We start from the raw sequence: 15598 nt of genomic DNA, 5'->3' as shown, positions 1-15598 counted from the left end.
AGGACGAATCGCGGGAGTTCACGTCAGGCGGGGACCGGTTCCGGGCGGATCGAGCGCAGGTGCCCGGATTCGGCGAGGAGTCCGTCCAAAGCGGACAGGAACGACGGCAGATGCGCGGCGAACCGGCGCAGGTCCCGATCGCCTTCGAGACCGCCGAACCAGTACAGCCCCGCCGAACCGTCCGCCGACGGGTCGAGCGCCTCGAACGTCCGGAGCCAGTGTTCGGCGTCGCCGAGCACGATCGCGTACGGCAGCGACCGGGAGAACACCATTTCCCGGTCCGCCAAGGGAATGCCGTCGACCTTGACCGTGTGCAGGTATTCGAGCAGCCCGCGCACCTGGCCGACCAGACGCCTGCCGCGTGAGGTCCTCGGCGGCACCCACGACGCGCCGAGCAGCGCGGCGACCCCGGCGAGCGCGACCGCGACGCCGAGCAGCGCGTGCCCGGCAGTGAACGTCAGGACCGCGGTGCCCACGAGGCCGAGCGCGACCAGGCCGATACCCGCCCAGGTGAGCTTGCTCTTGCCCCTGTCCGGACGGCGGGAGAACCAGCCCTTGCGCACGACGTCGGCGTACATCGCCTCGCCCGCGACGCGGAGATCGACGGTGCCGCGGCCGCGGAGTTCCGACAGCAGCACGGAATCGGTGCCCTCGGGCAGGAGCGCGGTGTAGATCTCGCGCTCGAAGGCGACGAGGTGCTCGTCCGGCGCGTTGCGCCGGACGATCTGCCAATCGACGGTGCCCGCGCCGCGGACCTCGGCGATCCACAGGTAGTTGCGGACCGCGAGGTCGACCACCGTGCCGCTGACGTCCACGACGTCGACAGTCTCGTCGACGACCGTCCCGACCTGGCCGGGCAGGACGCCGTCGGGAGAGGCGAAGGAGACCCTGTCGCCGTCTCGCATGAGGACGTCGACCGGGCCGGTGCCCGCGGTGAGCGCGCCCTTGTCGCGGCGGCGCAGCAGCAGGATCGCCAGCGCGCCGAGCAGGAGGAACAGTGCCAGCGCCCCGAAACCGATGCCGGTGAGCGTGGTGAGGGCGAACGCGCCGCCGACCGAGGAGAGCTGCTCGAACCGCGCGTTCGCGGGCACCGTGCCCGCCGGGAGCTGGACGGCGAGATCGACCCGTTCGCCCGCCGCGAGCTTGTCCTGCTCGATGCGGACGACACCGCTGTGGTCGGTCTCCGCGAGCGAACACTGCCTGTCCGAACCGAGCGGCCCGGCGAAACAGTCCACGGTGGGCATTTCGCGCGTCGGCGCGCTGAACGAAGCGGACACGCGGGACAGCTCGCCGTCCCAGCCGCTCGCGACCTGCCAGCGCACCTGCTGCGCGCCGTTGACGTCGGCGACCGCTCCGTCCACTTTGTACTTGAGGGTGGCGGCGCCGCCGTCGAAGGTGGCGACCAGCTGCTCGCCGTTCGACTCGGCCTTGCCCGCGCCCTCCACCGAGACGTCGCGGACCCCGTAGACGCGGTCCTGCTCTTCACCCGCTGGAACCCGCAACGGGATCCGGCGGACGAGATGCTGTCCACCCGGGACGGTCACCTGCTCGGTGATCGACACGGAACCGTCGCGTTCCACCTTCACCGCGACGTTCGCAGACGCGCCGCTCGGCGGCTGGAGCAGCCCGAGCTGGCCGCGCGCGCCCAGTGGCGGCGGCTTCGGCAATTGTGGCGCGTTCGTCAGCGAAGGGCCCGCTTCGGGCGCCTCCGGAACATTCGAATCCGACGGCGGGGCCATCAAGGCCGAGCTCGCCGCGACGGCCACGACCGCCGTCCCCCATTTCGTCAACACAGCCACACACTCTAGGGCAGCCGATCTATGCTGACCGCCGAATCGCCGAATCCGCCACCTGGGCGAACGGCGTTGCAGACCGCATGGGGGATCCACTCGATGAACCACCAGCCGCCCGGCCCGCCTGACCCGCGGCGCCGGCCGACTCCGCCACCGACTCCACCGCCACGGCCACCGCAGGGCGGCCGCCCGCTGCCGCCGCCGGGCGCGCGCCCGCTGCCGCCGCGCGGTGGTCCGCCGATGCCGCCGCCGAACCGGCCGGGCCCCGTTCCGCCGGGTCGCCCCGTCCCACCCGGACAGCCGGGCACGGGTCAGCGGCCGCCGGTATCGCGGCCGACGCCGGTCCCACCGCCGTACCGGCCGGGTCCGCCGAGCGGCGGGATACCGCTGCCCCCACCGGGCGCGGCCCCGCTGCCGCCGCCGCGGATCGGGGCACCGGTCCCGTTCCAGCCCGGCGCCGTCGGCCCGCCGCAACTTCCCTACGGCCCGCGTTTCGCCCAGCCCGCTTTCGCGCCCTACGGGGGATATCGGCCCAAGAAGTCGAACGGCGGGGTGATCGCGGCCGTCGCGATCGTGGCCGTGATGGCGGTGATGGGCGGGCTGATCATGGTGATCGCCATCGCGAACGGCGGCTCACGCCACGTCGCGGACGCCGGGTACTCGAGCTATCCGACGAGCCCGACGACGTCCTCTTCGGACTACACGACGACGACAACGTCCCGTGAGACGTCGACGACCGCCACCCGCTCGCGCGATTCGACGGCGTCGCGCGAGACGTCGACCGGCTCGACCCGCGAGACTTCGGCGAGCCGGGCGCCGTCCGGTCCGCAACCGCATCACAAGCTGGCGGACAACCCGCTGTGGCTCAGTTCCGACGTCGGCCTGCCGAACCAGGCGTGCAACCTCTCGCGCTGGGCGAGCAACCCGAACGCGTCGTCGGCGTTCTTCGAAAGCGCGCGGCCCTGCCTGGACAGTGTTTGGCAGCAGGTCATGAGCTACACGAAGCTGCCGTTCCGGGTGCCGACCGTGAAGTACCCGTCCGGCAAGAACTGGTCGAGCCCGTGCGGTGACGCCAGCGGCGGCACGGTGGCGGCGTTCTACTGCTCGCAGAACGAGACGCTGTACATGCCGTACGAAGGCCTTCAGCCCGCCCAGTACGGCAACCGGCCCGGGGTCTACCTCGCGGTCTTCGCCCATGAGTACGCGCACCACATCCAGGCGCTTTCCGGTATCTCGGAGGCCTATTGGGACGCACGGTACGACGCGGGCACCGACTCGGCGGCGGGCCTGGAGATGTCGCGGCGGAACGAACTTTCGGCGCAATGTCTGTCCGGGACGTTCCTGGGCTCGACGGTGGGCCGCGGCGGCTCGGTCGATCAGGCGATGTACCGGGACGCTTGGGGATCTCAGGACCGAGGCGACCACAACGGCGGCCCGCGCGACCACGGCTCCGACGCGCACGCGATCTCGTGGTGGCAGCACGGCGCGCAGAAGAACCGGATAGCGCAGTGCAACACGTGGGCGGCGAACTCGTCCGACGTGTCCTGACGGGCGCAAGTACAGCCCTGCTGCCAGAACCAGATCACTCGCTTCGCCAGAGCAAAATCAGCCGACATCTTCATCGAGCATTGCGGTAACCGCGAAGGGCGATAGCAAATCGCTCCTGAAGTTCGTGTTCCCGGGTGAAACCACCTGGCCGGTCATGAGCTACCGCCTACCCTGCGTGTCACTCGTTCCTGGAACACCTTCGATCATGAATGCGGCTCACCGCGCAACATCAAATCGGTCGTGAGTGGTACGAACGGTCCTTGTGGGGTGAGTCAAAGGTGGCGTGTTCGTGGGTGGGGCCGGTGAGGGGATGAAGGTGCCCTTCGCCGTGTCCGATGCCGAGCAGCCGTGTCGCGAAAGCCACTTTCGGGACGTCTGATGTCCCGAAAGCGGCTTTCGCGACGCCCCGGAAAGGCTGGTGCGCCCCTCACGGTGGCGGAATCGGTGACGGGGCAGGGCAAAGGTGTCGTTGTGGCTGAACCCGAGGTGAGCGAGGGCGTGACTCGCGTGATCAGGAACGGATCTCGCGTGATCGATCACGCGTGAACGCCCATCCCGCCCGCACACGCCACGTTCGCCCTTCTCCTCAAAGAGAACCGTCCTTACCACTCACGACGAGCCGTCAGCCTGGTGGTGCGAAGGGGTTCTCCGGCACCGGCTCCGGAGGAGCGGCAGGCTGGGCGATCGGCTGTGCCACGGGCTGGGTGACCGGCGCGGGAGCGACCGCCTGCGGATAGTACGGCGGCTGCCCGTACTGAACCGGCGGCTGCAGCTTCGCCTGGTCCCGCTGCCGACGCTCGGCCAGCACCGCCGACAGGTACGCCCAAGCAGGGACCCCCGGCGGCACTGGTGCCCCGATCGTCGCCGCGACCTGCTGCGCGAGCCCGTGTCCGAGGGCTTCGACGGCTTCGGGGCGTAGCTCGCTCGTGCGGCTCAAGTACTGGCGGACGGCCAGCGCGAGCTCGTTCGGGAGCCGGGTCAGGTCCAGTTGGGAGGCCCAGTACGCCAGCTGCGGCGGCATCCCGACGTACGGCGTCCGGGCGGCGGGCATGCGTTCCCGGATCACCAGGGTGCCGGCGAGGTAGTCGCCGACGCGGCGCCCGTTGGGCGACAGCAGTGACGTGATCACCGCCACGGCGCCGAGCAGGCCCAGCGCCCAGAAGTCGATGAAGAACCCGGCGAGCCCGCGCACCAGCGCGTGCCGGAACCGGACCGGGCCGCCGTCGGTCCGGACCACCCGCAGGCCGAGCGCCATCTTCCCGAGGGTGCGGCCGCGGCTCAGCGTCTCGAAGATCACCGGATAGCCGACCATGATCAGCACGAGCGTCACCAGGAACAGCGCCAGCGCCAGCGCCTCGTCGCCGAACGCGGCGACCTGGCTCAGCACCAGCATCGCGACGAACAGCGCGATCAGCTGGATGGTGACGTCGACGATCATGGCGAGCCCGCGGCTGGCCAGCTTCGCGGCTCGCACGTCCAGGACGACGGCCTCGCCGGTGACTAGTTCGGACTCTTGTTCCACCCGGCAAGCGTAGTGACGAATAGGCTGGGCGACCAAAGACGATCGCCGGGAGGGCTCCGAGTTGGACGTGGACGTGTTCGTCGCCGCGCACCAGGCCGAATGGAACCGGCTGCGTGACCTCGTCGGCCGCGCCGGGAAACTCAGCGGCCCGGACGCCGACGAGCTGGTGACGCTGTACCAGCGCGTCGCGACGCATCTTTCGATCATCCGCTCGGTCGCGCCCGATCCCGTGCTCGTCGCGCATCTGTCCGGCCTGGTCGCGAAGGCCCGGTCGGCCGTCACCGGTTCGCACAGTCCCGCGTGGCGCGAGGTCGGGCTGTTCTTCACCCAGCGGTTCCCCGCCGCGCTGTACCTGAGCAGGCGCTGGTGGCTGGCGTCGGCCGCGGCGTCGATCGCGGTGATGGCGATCGCGGCGGTGTGGATCGCCGGTGACCCGCAGGTGCTCGCGTCGCTGGCCTCGCCCGAGGAGTTCAAGGACCTGACCGCGCCGGGCGGCAAGTACGAGACGTACTACTCGTCCGATCCGGCGGGTTCGTTCGCCGCGCGAGTCTGGACCAACAACGCGTGGGTGGCCGCGACGTGCCTGTTCCTCGGCGTCGTGCTGGGTGTCCCGGTGATCTACGCGCTCTGGGTGAACTCGCTGAATCTCGCGATCGGCGCCGCGCTGATGTCGTCGGCCGGACGGCTCGACGTGTTCTTCGGCCTGATCCTGCCGCACGGCCTGCTGGAGCTGACCGCGGTGTTCGTCGCGGCGGGGACGGGGCTGAAGCTCGGCTGGACGGTCATCGACCCGGGACGCCGCTCCCGGACGGCGGCGCTCGGCGAACAGGGCCGATCGGTCGTGGTGATGGCGCTGGGGCTGACAGCGGTGCTGTTTGTCTCCGGCGTGATCGAGGGTTTCGTGACGCCTTCGGGCCTGCCGACCTGGGCGAGGATCGGCATTGGAGTAATCGCCGAGGTCGCGTTCCTACTCTACGTGTTCGTCGTGGGGCGCCGGGCCGCGAAAGCGGGCGAAGTGGGTGATGTCGACTGGCGATACGCTGGAGATTCTCGACCGGAAGCGGGCTGACCTGGTTAGCTCCTCCCATGGGGAGAAAACGTTTACGCGTATTCGCGATAGTCGTCCTGTCCATTCTCGCCTCGACGCTCCTCGTCGGCGCGTCCCAGGCCCGAACCGCGGCCGCGCCCGCGGGCAAAACGAACTGGGTGGTGAGCGTCGGCGGATTCCGCACCGACGCCGACCGCAACTACGTCCGGCTCGGCTATCTCGTCTTCAACCCCGCCGACAACACCGTCGCGCACAACTTCTGGACCTGGAACCAGGCGGACTTCCCCGCCCCGGTCAACAGCGGCGACGTCTACTACTGCGGCGAGTGGACCGGGGGGACCAATCCCCGCAACAACTGTCCGATCAAGACGGCGCCCGGTTTCACCGGTGAGCCGAACGGCCACTTCACCGGCACCTACACCGAGAACTCCGGGCAGGTGGGCATCACCTGGACCAGCAGCACCGTCGACGGCACCACCTCCCCGGTGAACCTCAAGGAGACCTGGGCGGCTTCGGAGACGCGGCCGGGCCTCGGCCGGATGCAGCTGGTCAGCGACAGCTACTCGATCACCAGCGGGATCGCCTACGGCAGCAACGCCTCCCTGGCGCAGACCAGCAAGGCGCCGATGAGCACGGTCCGCGCGACCCAGCGGTCGTACCTGCTCGAAGGGCAGGCGGTGAACCGCCGCGCGATCACCAACTGGACCCGCGGCGGCAGCGGCGCCCTCGGTGTCGGTCCGGCGTGGAACAAGTGTGACGACAGCTCGTGCCTCGGCTACGTGCAGTACAACTCCGGCTGCGACCCGTCCTCCTGCTGCCCGGCCGGCCCCGGCCACGCGGCGTGCGCGCAGAAGATCATCGACACCGGTGACAGGCGGTTCTACTACCTGAGCGACGCCTTCGGCGGACGGCGCAACAGCTACGAGTTCTGGTGCGAATGCCTGTCCTACAACGGTTGCTACCTCGGCAACAGCCACGTCCGCCCGCTGCTGCAGGTGATCGACGACGCGGGCGCGTTCCAGGGCTGGGTCGGCGCCGAGGTCAGCCCCGACCGGAGCGGCACGCGAGACCCCGCGGGCGAGTACTACTCCAGTTTCGCTTTGGTCGCGTAGAGCTGAAGGGGCCTTTCCCCGCATGCGATGCGGGGAAAGCGCCCTTCGCCGCGTGAGATGCGGGGAAGGGCCCCTTCAGCAGCTACAGCTGCCCTCGAAAGCGATGCTGTTCCCGTCCTCCAGGCTCGCGCTGCCCGCGAACCGGATCTCGAACTCGCCGGGTTCGGTCAGGACGATCTTCGGGCTCGTCGCCGAACCGTCGACGCCGGTCTTCGCCGTCGCGGTCTCGGCGCCGCCTTCGAAGACCAGCACGTTCTTCGGCCGCGCCGCGCGCACGAAGAAGTTCACCGGCACGTCGGCCGCGGGCTGGCCGTTCTCCCCGATCACGCGCACCACGAACGGCTGCCCCGGCGTCTTCGAGGACAGCCGTTGCCCGTTGCCGGAGAGGATCGCGAGCGTCCGCACCCCGGCGGCCCAGGCGTTGGACAGCCCGGGAAGCGAGCAGACCTCCTGGTAGAGCCGTGCCCCGGCGGTCGGCGACTCGGCCGTCAGGCAGCGCGCGGTCGCGACGTTCGCCAGCAGCACCAGCCCGGGCAGCCCGGCGTTGCGGCGCCACTGCTGGTAGCGGTCCTTTCCGTCGCACGCCACGAGTTTGACGCCGATCCCGTCCACCGGGCTGATCGCCGCCAAGCACTGTCCACTCGCGACGTGTTTGTACGAAAGCGCGGCCTTGTCGTACACCCACAGCGCACCGGCGGCCTTCGCGTCGGCGAGGGCGGGCTTGCCGTCGGCCACGGCCAGGGACACGTTCCCGCCCCCGTCGGCGAGGTAGACCGGGGCCCCGGCGGGTTGCGCGGAAGCGGGTGACACGAGCAGCGCCATCAGGAGCAACGCGAAGAACAGCACGACCTTGCGCAAGCCGGACCCCAATCCTGTCGGTCTGGATCTCCTTCCGAGCTAACCGCCCGCGACACCCGCCGCCAACCGGCACCACCCCATCGGGTTCAGCCGAACCGCACGTGGGTCTGCCACGACTTGAACCAGGCAGGGTCACCGACGACGTCTTGGGCGTCTTTGCGCTGGTAGAGCACCAGCAGCAGATCCGTTAGCGCTCCGCGGACGGTTGCCGCCGCCCCGCGGCGACCCCGCTCCCAAGTGACCGCGGAGCCGCCGAGATCGACGAACCACGCGTGCTCTCCCGCCTCGAAGCCCACCGATCGGCCGTCACCGAGGATCTCCCGCTTCTCCGGCCGGAACTCGAAGTGCTCCGGCAGCGCCTCGAGTTCCATCCACTCGTCGATGGCGTCGAGCACGACCTCGGGCCCGGCGTGGAAGCCGAGTCCCGCGGCGAGGGTCGCGTCCGCGCGGTGGACCAGCGTCTCGTGCGTGAACCGGCGCGCGTAGAACGACGCCGTCCGGTAGTGGAACGGCACCCAGACCTCGGCGTCCGGCCCCGCTTCCCGCAGCGCCGACGCCAGCAGCGAAGCACCTTCCACCAGCCAAGCCCCGGGCAGCGGACCGGAATCGTCGCCGTCCACCTGGCGCACCTGGTCGTCGGGCACCGGCGCCGTCGCCCGGGTCCGGACGATCTCCGCCGCCCACCGGTGCCCACCGCCGAGATGACGCACCAGCGCGCCCAACGTCCAACCGGGACAGGACGGCACGGGCGTGGTCAGCTCGGCGTCCGCCAGTTCGGTCGCGAGCAGTTCGGCCTGGGTGACGATCTCCGCGCAGTGCCGGTCGAAATCCATCTGTTCCTCCTGGTGATCGGTTCACCAGGGAGTCGGAGCCGGTTCGCGGCCCTCGACATCACAGCCGTCCGGCCGCCTTGAGCGCGAGATACCGATCGGCCAGCCTCGGCGGCAGGTCCTCGGGCACGGCGTCGACGACCTCGACCCCGTGCCGCGCCAGCCGCGCGGTGACCTGGCGGCGTTCGGCCAGCACCCGCTCGGCCGCGGCCGCGTCGTAGACGGCTTCCGCGTCGCCGCGGCCCGCCGCCATCTCGGCGACCCGGGGATCGGCCACCGAAGCGATCATGAGCTGATGCCGCGAGGTCAGTTTCGACAGGATCGGGAACAGGCCTTCTTCCAGCGGCGCCGCGTCCAGCCCGGTCAGCAGGACGACCAGCGCGCGCCGCCGGGTCCGCCGAAGCACCTCCGCGACCATTCCCCGCGCGTCGGTCTCGATCAGCGACGGTTCGAGCGGCGCCATCGCGTTCACCAAGGCGGGCAACAGATCCGTCGATCCCTGGACGGCCGCGCGGACCTGACGGTCGTAGGCGAGGAGGTCGACGCGGTCGCCCGCCCGCGCGGCGAGCACGGCCAGCAGCAGGGCCGCGTCCATCGCCGCGTCGAGTCGCGGCGCGTCGCCGACCCGGCCCGCCGAAACACGGCCGGTGTCGAGGACCAGCACCACGTGCCGGTCGCGTTCGGGGCGCCAGGTCCGCACCATCACGTCGGACGCGCGTGCCGAGGCCCGCCAGTCGATCGACCGGACGTCGTCGCCGATCACGTACTCGCGCAGGGAGTCGAATTCCGTGCCCTGGCCCCGGATCAGCACCGCGTTGCGGCCGTCGAGCTGCTGCAGCCGCGCCAGCCGCGACGGCAGATGCTTGCGGCTGTGGAACGGCGGCAGCACCCGCACGGTCCACGGCACCTCGTGCGAACCCTGCCGCGCCGCGAGGCCCAGCGGCCCGGTCGACCGGACGGTGACCCTGGCCGCCCGGCGGTCACCGCGCCGGGTCGGCTGGAGCGGAGTGGTCACGACGCGGCGTTCGCCGGCGGGCAGGGAAAAACGGTGCCGGTCGTCCGCGCCCGCGCTGGGCGGCCAGGCGTCCCGGAGCCGGGCGCGCACCGCGCGGCCGCCGGGATTGGCCACGGTCAGCGTGACCTCGCAGGCCTCTCCCAGCCGCACGGACGTCGCGCCGGACCGCGCGAAATGCAGCTTCCGCACGCTCCCGGCGAGCAAGAGATCCAGTACCACCAAAAGGAACAGGACCGCCGCGGCCAGCCCGATCCCGGCCCACGAGGGCAGCAGGAGACCGACCACCGGCGCCGCGAGAAGCGCCAGGAGCCCGAGCCGCCCGGTGACGGCCATCAGCGTGGAACGGGCACGGACGCGAGGACGCGGTCCAGCACACCGTCCGCGGTCGCGCCTTCGAGTTCGGCTTCGGGCCGCAGATCGAGCCGGTGCCGCAAAGACGGCCGTGCCAAGGCTTTGACGTCGTCCGGGGTGGCGTAGTCGCGGCCCGCGAGCCACGCCCACGCCCGCGTCGCGGCCAGCAGGGCCGTCGCTCCGCGCGGGGAAACACCGAGGCGCACGGACGGCAGCGACCGCGTCGCGCGGCAGACGTCGACGATGTAGGCGAGCACCTCGGGGCGCACGGTGACCCCGGCGACCGCACGCCTCGCCGCGTCGAGTTCGGTGGCCCCGGCGACCGGTTTGATCCCGGCCGCGGCCAGGTTGCGCGGGTCGAAACCCTGCGCGTGCCGGGAAAGGATGCCGAATTCGTCCTCGCGGGACGGTGTCGGCATGGTCAGCTTGAGCAGGAACCGGTCCAGCTGCGCCTCGGGCAACGGGTACGTGCCCTCGTATTCGACCGGGTTCTGCGTCGCGATGACGATGAACGGGTCGGGCAGCGGCCGCGTCTTGCCGTCGCTGGAGACCTGACGCTCCTCCATCGCTTCGAGCAGCGAAGACTGCGTCTTCGGCGGAGTGCGGTTGATCTCGTCCGCCAGCAACAGGTTCGTGAAGACCGGGCCCTCGCGGAAGGAGAACTCGCCGCTGTGCGCGTCGTAGACGATGGAGCCGGTGATGTCGCCCGGCATGAGGTCCGGGGTGAACTGCACCCGGGTCGTCTGCAGGTCCAGCGCCGCTGCCAGTGCCCGCACCAGCAACGTCTTCGCCACGCCCGGAACGCCTTCGAGCAGTACGTGTCCCCGGCACAGCAACGCGATGATGAGCCCGGTGACGGCCGCGTCGTTGCCCACCACGGCCTTTCCGACCTCGGCACGCAGGGCGATCAGCGCCGCCCGCGCTTCGGCCGCGGCGTCCCCTGTGTCCACATCGGACTGTTCGGTACTCAAGACCGCTCCACCTCTCGTTCCACGACATCGAGTCCGTCCGCCAGCCGCACCAGCGCGGCGTCGTCGGCGGGCGGGTCCCCGTACAGCAGCGCGCCGATCTCGGCCGGTGCCCGGCCGGTCCGCACGGCGACGGATTCCACCAGTGCCGCGGGTTCGGCGTCGCGGGTGAGCCCCAGCAACGGCCGAAGCCGCGCGCGGGCCGCCTCACGCAGGGTTTCCCCGGCGTGCGAGGCGGCCTTCGCCTTGCGATACAACCGCGCCCGTCCCTCGGTGGCCTCGGCCGCGCGCACCACGACCGGGATCGGCTCGGTCACCACCGGCCCCAGCCGCCTGGAGCGCCACAACGCCAGCAGCACCACCGCGACCCCGGCCTGCAGCGCCGCGTACGACCAGCCCGCCGGGATCAGTTCGGACAGCGGCTTCTTCTCGTTCTCCAGGAAGGGATCGGCCGGTGTCGGCAGGTACCAGACGAGCCGATCGTTCTTCCCGAGCAGCCGCATCGCCAAGGCCGCGTTGCCCTCGTTCGCCAGCCACTCGTTGGTCAGCGGTGCGGGGGCGCCGAGGACGCTCACCGTCCCTTGTGGACCGGGCACTTCCAGGTACGAACCGCCGTAGCATTCCACCGCCCTCGGCTGTGTGGCCGAATACTTCAGGCCACCCATCGTCGCGCTCCCCGCCGCGACGGGGTCCTTCGCCTGGCAGTCGGGCCGGCGAGTCTCGGTTTCGAGCTCACCCGCCACCCGCACACCGGGAAGGACTTCGTCGACCGTCCCGGGGCTCGGCTGCACCAGGACGACATCGGAAGCGATGCGCCGGAGTTCGGTGAACGTGCGCTTGGGGACGTAGGCGGGCTGGGTGATCAGGACGGTCGCCTTCCCCGCGACGTCGTCGGCCTCGGCCGCCGTGCGCACCGTGATGATCTCGACGCCTTCGCGTTCCAGCAGGGTCGCCAGCGCGCGGCTGCCGCCGGGCTCGTACGAATCCGGCTCGAGCGCGCCGGTGGTCTGCTCGCCTTGGAAGAGGACGAGCAGCGTTCCGGTGAGCACGAGCAGGAGGACGACCGCGAGCGGGAGCCGCACCCCATGCCAGATCCGGCGGGCGTCGGGCGAAACCGAGGTCATCCGGCCACCAGCGCGACGGGCCGGGTACGGCGGCAGCGTTCGTCCAATTCGGACAGTGAGCGGTAGCCGGCCTCGCTGGCCGGGATCCCTCCGTAGTGGACGTCATCGAACAACCGGGCACCGGCGCGCAGCGGAACGGCGACGTCCGGGAGCATCCGTCCGGCTTCGTCGGCGGCCTCGTCGGCCGTCCGGCCCGACTTCTCGTCCAGCAGCGCCCGTTCCTCCAAGGACCGCACCACGGCACGGAACATCTCACGGACGGCGTCGTCGAAGTCGCCCCTCGACGCGGCCTCCCCCGCCGCCCTGCGATGTTCGCCGGACGCCTTGCGCTGCCCGGCGAACACGGCCCGGCCGCCCCTGGCCGACGTCGCCAGCGGGCCGGACCGCAGCCGGATCACCACGACCAGCACGATCAGGACCACGACGAGCAGCACCACGGCGAAGATCCCACCGGGCACGGCGGTGTCGACGGCGTCGAGGAAGCCCAGCAGCTTTTCGAGCACCCAGCTGAACGCCTCGGACAGCCAACTCGGTTTCGCGTTCTGATACGCCTGGCCCGAGAGCTCCTCGGCCGCGCGCAGCCGGGCGGTGTCCCGGTCGATGTCGACCGGGACGTCGGTGAGGAAGCGCGTCACCATGCCTGAGGCGGGGGCGGCGGCGTGATCCCGGCGGCGCGGGCCAGTTCGATGTCCATGCCTTCGCGGCGCATCCGCTGGTCGATGTAGAGGATCACGGTCACCAGCGCGGTGAACGGGCCGACGATCGTCTGCGAGATCACCGTGCCCACCGACTGCAGGATCAGGTCACCGGTCGACGGAACGTACATCTCGTTCAGGTTGCCGAAGATCGACATGAAGGCGCCGAAGCTGAACGGCAGCGTGATGATCGACGCCAGGAACGACGCGATCACGGTGGCCAGCAGCAGGATCCCGAAGACCCGCCAGAACATGCCCGAGACCAGCTTCACCGACCGGCGGAACGACTCCATCACCGTGCCGCGTTCGAGGATGAACGCCGGGCTGGCCAGCGCCCAGAAGGTGTAGGGGATGATCGCAGGCAGGAGGCAGAAGATCGCGGCGACCATGATCGCCAGCGTGTAGAGCACGGTCAGCCCGAGCAGCGGCAGCAGCCGGGGCGTCGCCTCTTTCAGCGCCTCCTTGAAGGTGACCGGCTTGCCCAGCACGGCCTTGCCCATCAGGACGGTCAGGAAGCCGGTGAGCAGCGTCGTCCCGAGCAGGGTCGCGATGAGGCCGATGAACGACGTCGCCAGTGTCCCGCCGAGCAGGCCGAGCATCTGGTTCAGCAGTTCCTGATCGGTGGCCGCCGGACCGAGATCGCGGACCTGTTCGAGGTCGCTGGTGGTGTCGATCAGCAGCAGCCCGACCAGGTTGATGGCCGCGGTGAGCACGGCGGTGATCGCCGCGGCGCCGAAGACCATCCGCCAGTACTTCCGCATGGCCGTGACCGCGCCGTCGAGGATGTCGGTCAGGTTCAGCGGGCGCAGCGGGATGACCCCGGGCCTGCCGAGGCCGACCTTCCAGTCCGGAACCTGCTGCTGCGGCGGCGGCTGATAGGACGGCAGCGGAGGCGGCGGCGTCACCCCGGACGGGGACTGCCATTGCTGCTCCGGCGCCGATGGCGGCCGCACTTCACCCTGCGGCGGCGTCGGTGCGTCCGCCTGCGGCTTCGGCGTCTCGGTACCTTCCGGCCCGGACGGTCCGCCGGTCTCCGTCATGCGACAGCCCCTTACCCGTTTCGCGTTGCTTACGCACACTCTTCCAGAGGGTCCGACACCCAGCCAGAGCTGGGGTGACGACACTGATGGGTGACCACTCGCCTCACGCTGGATACCCTCTGCAGCCGAGCTGTGGGAGGAGAAGCCGTTAGCTCGTTATGCTGAACATCGGGCCGGGCACCCCCGGTCCGCCCCTAGAACCACCGGGACCGACTTGATGACGCAACCGCCCCACGGCCAGTGGCCGCCACGCGGCGCCGTCCAGCCACCGCCGGTGCACGGCCCACCCCCAGCCCAGTGGCACGGTGCGCCGCACCAGTTCCCGCCGCCGCCTCCGCGCCGGTCGACGGGCGCGATCGTCGGTATCTGCCTCGGCGCGGTCGCCGTGCTGGTCCTCGGCCTGGTCGCGATCGTTTCACTCAATCGTGACGACAAGGATCCCGTCGCGAACGCGGGCTATTCGACCCTCCCGAACCCGACTTCCCCGGCGGCCCTGCCGCCGAGCGGGTCGTCGTCCCCCTCGTCCTCGTCGAACCCGTTCCCGACGTCGCCGACCAGGGCGCCGTCGTCGTCGAGCGGGCCGCAGAAGATCCTCAAGCTCGGCGACCACCCGATCCTCCAGGATCCCAACGCCGGCCTGCAGAACCGCGTCTGCGCGCTGCCGCAGTGGCAGAGCAGCCAACAGGCCGCCGAGGCGTTCTTCACCGCCGCGGGCAAATGCCTCGACAACTCGTGGGGCCCGTTCCTCGAGGCCTACCGCCTGCCGTTCACCCCGCCCGCCCTGCACTTCCCGACCGGCGCCAGCTTCGAAACCGAATGCGGCACGATCCAGGTGGGCATCGCGACGGCGGCGTACTACTGCGAGAACAACCTCTACGTGCCGTTCCGGGGTCTGCAGACCGACCAGTACGGCAACAACCCCGGCGTCTACCTCGCCCTTTTCGCGCACGAGTACGGGCACCACGTGCAGGAGGTCGCCGGGCTGATGGACGCGGCCTGGCAGAAGATCTACGAAGCAGGCCAGAACAGCCCGTCCGGGCTGGAGATGTCACGGCGCAAGGAACTGCAGGCGCAGTGCTTCTCCGGGATGTTCCTCGGCGCGCACGTCGACCAGGGCGGCACGGTCAGCCGGGACATGTACAACAAGGCCTGGAACGACCAGGAGACCCGGGGCGACAACACCTCACGCAGCCAGGACCACGGGACGAACGCGCATTACGCGTCCTGGTGGCGGGCGGGCGCGAGCAACAACCGGGTCGCCGACTGCAACACCTTCTCGGCCCCGGCGAGCGCCGTTTCCTAGCCACTCAAGTACGTGAAGGCCCCCTTCATTGCGTTAGGCGCAGTGAAGGGGGCCTTCACGTACTTGGTGCTGTGGGCGCCGCTCGCCGACGGATACGGGGCCGTGGGCGATTCCGGCTTGCCCGGTCCGGCTGGTCACCAGCCTCGTGAGTGGTAAGGGCGGTTCTGGCGGACCCGCGTTTGCCTACCCACTGGATCCCGATGTCATCTCGGTGGGCTTGTTCTGGTTGCCGATGTGGGCGAGCGGGGAGGATTCGGGACGTTCAACGTCCCAAATCTTCCCCGCTCGGCTGCCGTCCGCGAGGTTGCGGGGGTGGCACGGTCTTGATCGACGGAGGATCGGGGACGTTGAGTGTCCCCGATCCTCCGTCGATCAAGCCCCGAGACCACTC

Annotated in this window: 13 protein-coding genes; 4 read left to right on the top strand and 9 right to left on the bottom strand. The window is 70.4% G+C overall.

From position 1 onward, the window contains the following. Positions 1-23: 23 nt before the first annotated feature. On the bottom strand, positions 24-1793 hold the full coding sequence (locus ACLJRM_RS13860; protein WP_410663191.1) for a DUF2207 family protein: 1770 nt from the start codon (positions 1791-1793) through the stop codon (positions 24-26). A 99-nt stretch (positions 1794-1892) separates the two neighbouring features. On the opposite strand from ACLJRM_RS13860, the gene ACLJRM_RS13855 reads away from it, so the two are divergent. Beyond that, positions 1893-3341, top strand: a complete 1449-nt coding sequence (locus tag ACLJRM_RS13855) for a neutral zinc metallopeptidase (protein ID WP_410663152.1) — start codon at positions 1893-1895, stop codon at positions 3339-3341. 622 nt (positions 3342-3963) lie between these two features. On the opposite strand, the gene ACLJRM_RS13850 is transcribed toward ACLJRM_RS13855, so the two are convergent. Then, positions 3964-4863 (bottom strand): RDD family protein, encoded by a 900-nt coding sequence (locus tag ACLJRM_RS13850; protein WP_410663151.1) that lies wholly within the window; start codon positions 4861-4863, stop codon positions 3964-3966. Between the two features lie 61 nt (positions 4864-4924). On the opposite strand from ACLJRM_RS13850, the gene ACLJRM_RS13845 reads away from it, so the two are divergent. Together ACLJRM_RS13845 and ACLJRM_RS13840 are read left to right on the top strand one after the other, a co-directional pair. After that, positions 4925-5932, top strand: a complete 1008-nt coding sequence (locus ACLJRM_RS13845; RefSeq protein WP_410663150.1) for a stage II sporulation protein M — start codon at positions 4925-4927, stop codon at positions 5930-5932. 17 nt (positions 5933-5949) lie between these two features. Beyond that, the gene (locus tag ACLJRM_RS13840; protein WP_101612550.1) at positions 5950-7023 is read left to right on the top strand and encodes a hypothetical protein; all 1074 of its coding nucleotides are present in this window, start codon (positions 5950-5952) and stop codon (positions 7021-7023) included. Positions 7024-7098: 75 nt separating this feature from the next. On the opposite strand, the gene ACLJRM_RS13835 is transcribed toward ACLJRM_RS13840, so the two are convergent. The 7 genes from ACLJRM_RS13835 to ACLJRM_RS13805 form a co-directional block, all read right to left on the bottom strand. Continuing rightward, positions 7099-7881 (bottom strand): hypothetical protein, encoded by a 783-nt coding sequence (locus ACLJRM_RS13835; protein WP_410663149.1) that lies wholly within the window; start codon positions 7879-7881, stop codon positions 7099-7101. Between the two features lie 86 nt (positions 7882-7967). Then, positions 7968-8714, bottom strand: a complete 747-nt coding sequence (locus ACLJRM_RS13830) for a maleylpyruvate isomerase family mycothiol-dependent enzyme (RefSeq protein ID WP_410663148.1) — start codon at positions 8712-8714, stop codon at positions 7968-7970. A 58-nt stretch (positions 8715-8772) separates the two neighbouring features. Then, a complete protein-coding gene (locus ACLJRM_RS13825; RefSeq protein WP_410663147.1) occupies positions 8773-10059 on the bottom strand; it encodes a DUF58 domain-containing protein in 1287 nt (428 codons plus the stop codon). Further along, positions 10059-11048, bottom strand: a complete 990-nt coding sequence (locus ACLJRM_RS13820; RefSeq protein ID WP_410663146.1) for an AAA family ATPase — start codon at positions 11046-11048, stop codon at positions 10059-10061. The genes ACLJRM_RS13825 and ACLJRM_RS13820 overlap by 1 nt, the downstream gene beginning before the upstream one ends. Further along, a complete protein-coding gene (locus tag ACLJRM_RS13815; protein ID WP_410663145.1) occupies positions 11045-12169 on the bottom strand; it encodes a DUF4350 domain-containing protein in 1125 nt (374 codons plus the stop codon). Before ACLJRM_RS13815 ends, ACLJRM_RS13820 begins: the two co-directional genes overlap by 4 nt. Then, the gene (locus ACLJRM_RS13810; RefSeq protein WP_410663144.1) at positions 12166-12807 is read right to left on the bottom strand and encodes a DUF4129 domain-containing protein; all 642 of its coding nucleotides are present in this window, start codon (positions 12805-12807) and stop codon (positions 12166-12168) included. Before ACLJRM_RS13810 ends, ACLJRM_RS13815 begins: the two co-directional genes overlap by 4 nt. After that, the gene (locus ACLJRM_RS13805) at positions 12801-13904 is read right to left on the bottom strand and encodes a hypothetical protein (RefSeq protein WP_101612543.1); all 1104 of its coding nucleotides are present in this window, start codon (positions 13902-13904) and stop codon (positions 12801-12803) included. The genes ACLJRM_RS13810 and ACLJRM_RS13805 overlap by 7 nt, the downstream gene beginning before the upstream one ends. 217 nt (positions 13905-14121) lie before the next feature. On the opposite strand from ACLJRM_RS13805, the gene ACLJRM_RS13800 reads away from it, so the two are divergent. Beyond that, positions 14122-15207 carry a neutral zinc metallopeptidase gene (locus tag ACLJRM_RS13800; RefSeq protein WP_233223102.1) on the top strand — a complete coding sequence of 362 codons (1086 nt, stop codon included), beginning with the start codon at positions 14122-14124 and terminating at the stop codon, positions 15205-15207. The last annotated feature ends 391 nt before the right edge of the window (positions 15208-15598 follow it).

The sequence above is a fragment of the Amycolatopsis sp. lyj-84 genome (assembly GCF_046549075.1).
GTDB lineage: Bacteria > Actinomycetota > Actinomycetes > Mycobacteriales > Pseudonocardiaceae > Amycolatopsis.
Note: the sequence above shows the minus strand (reverse complement) of the source record. Positions and strands in the feature narration are given on the sequence as shown.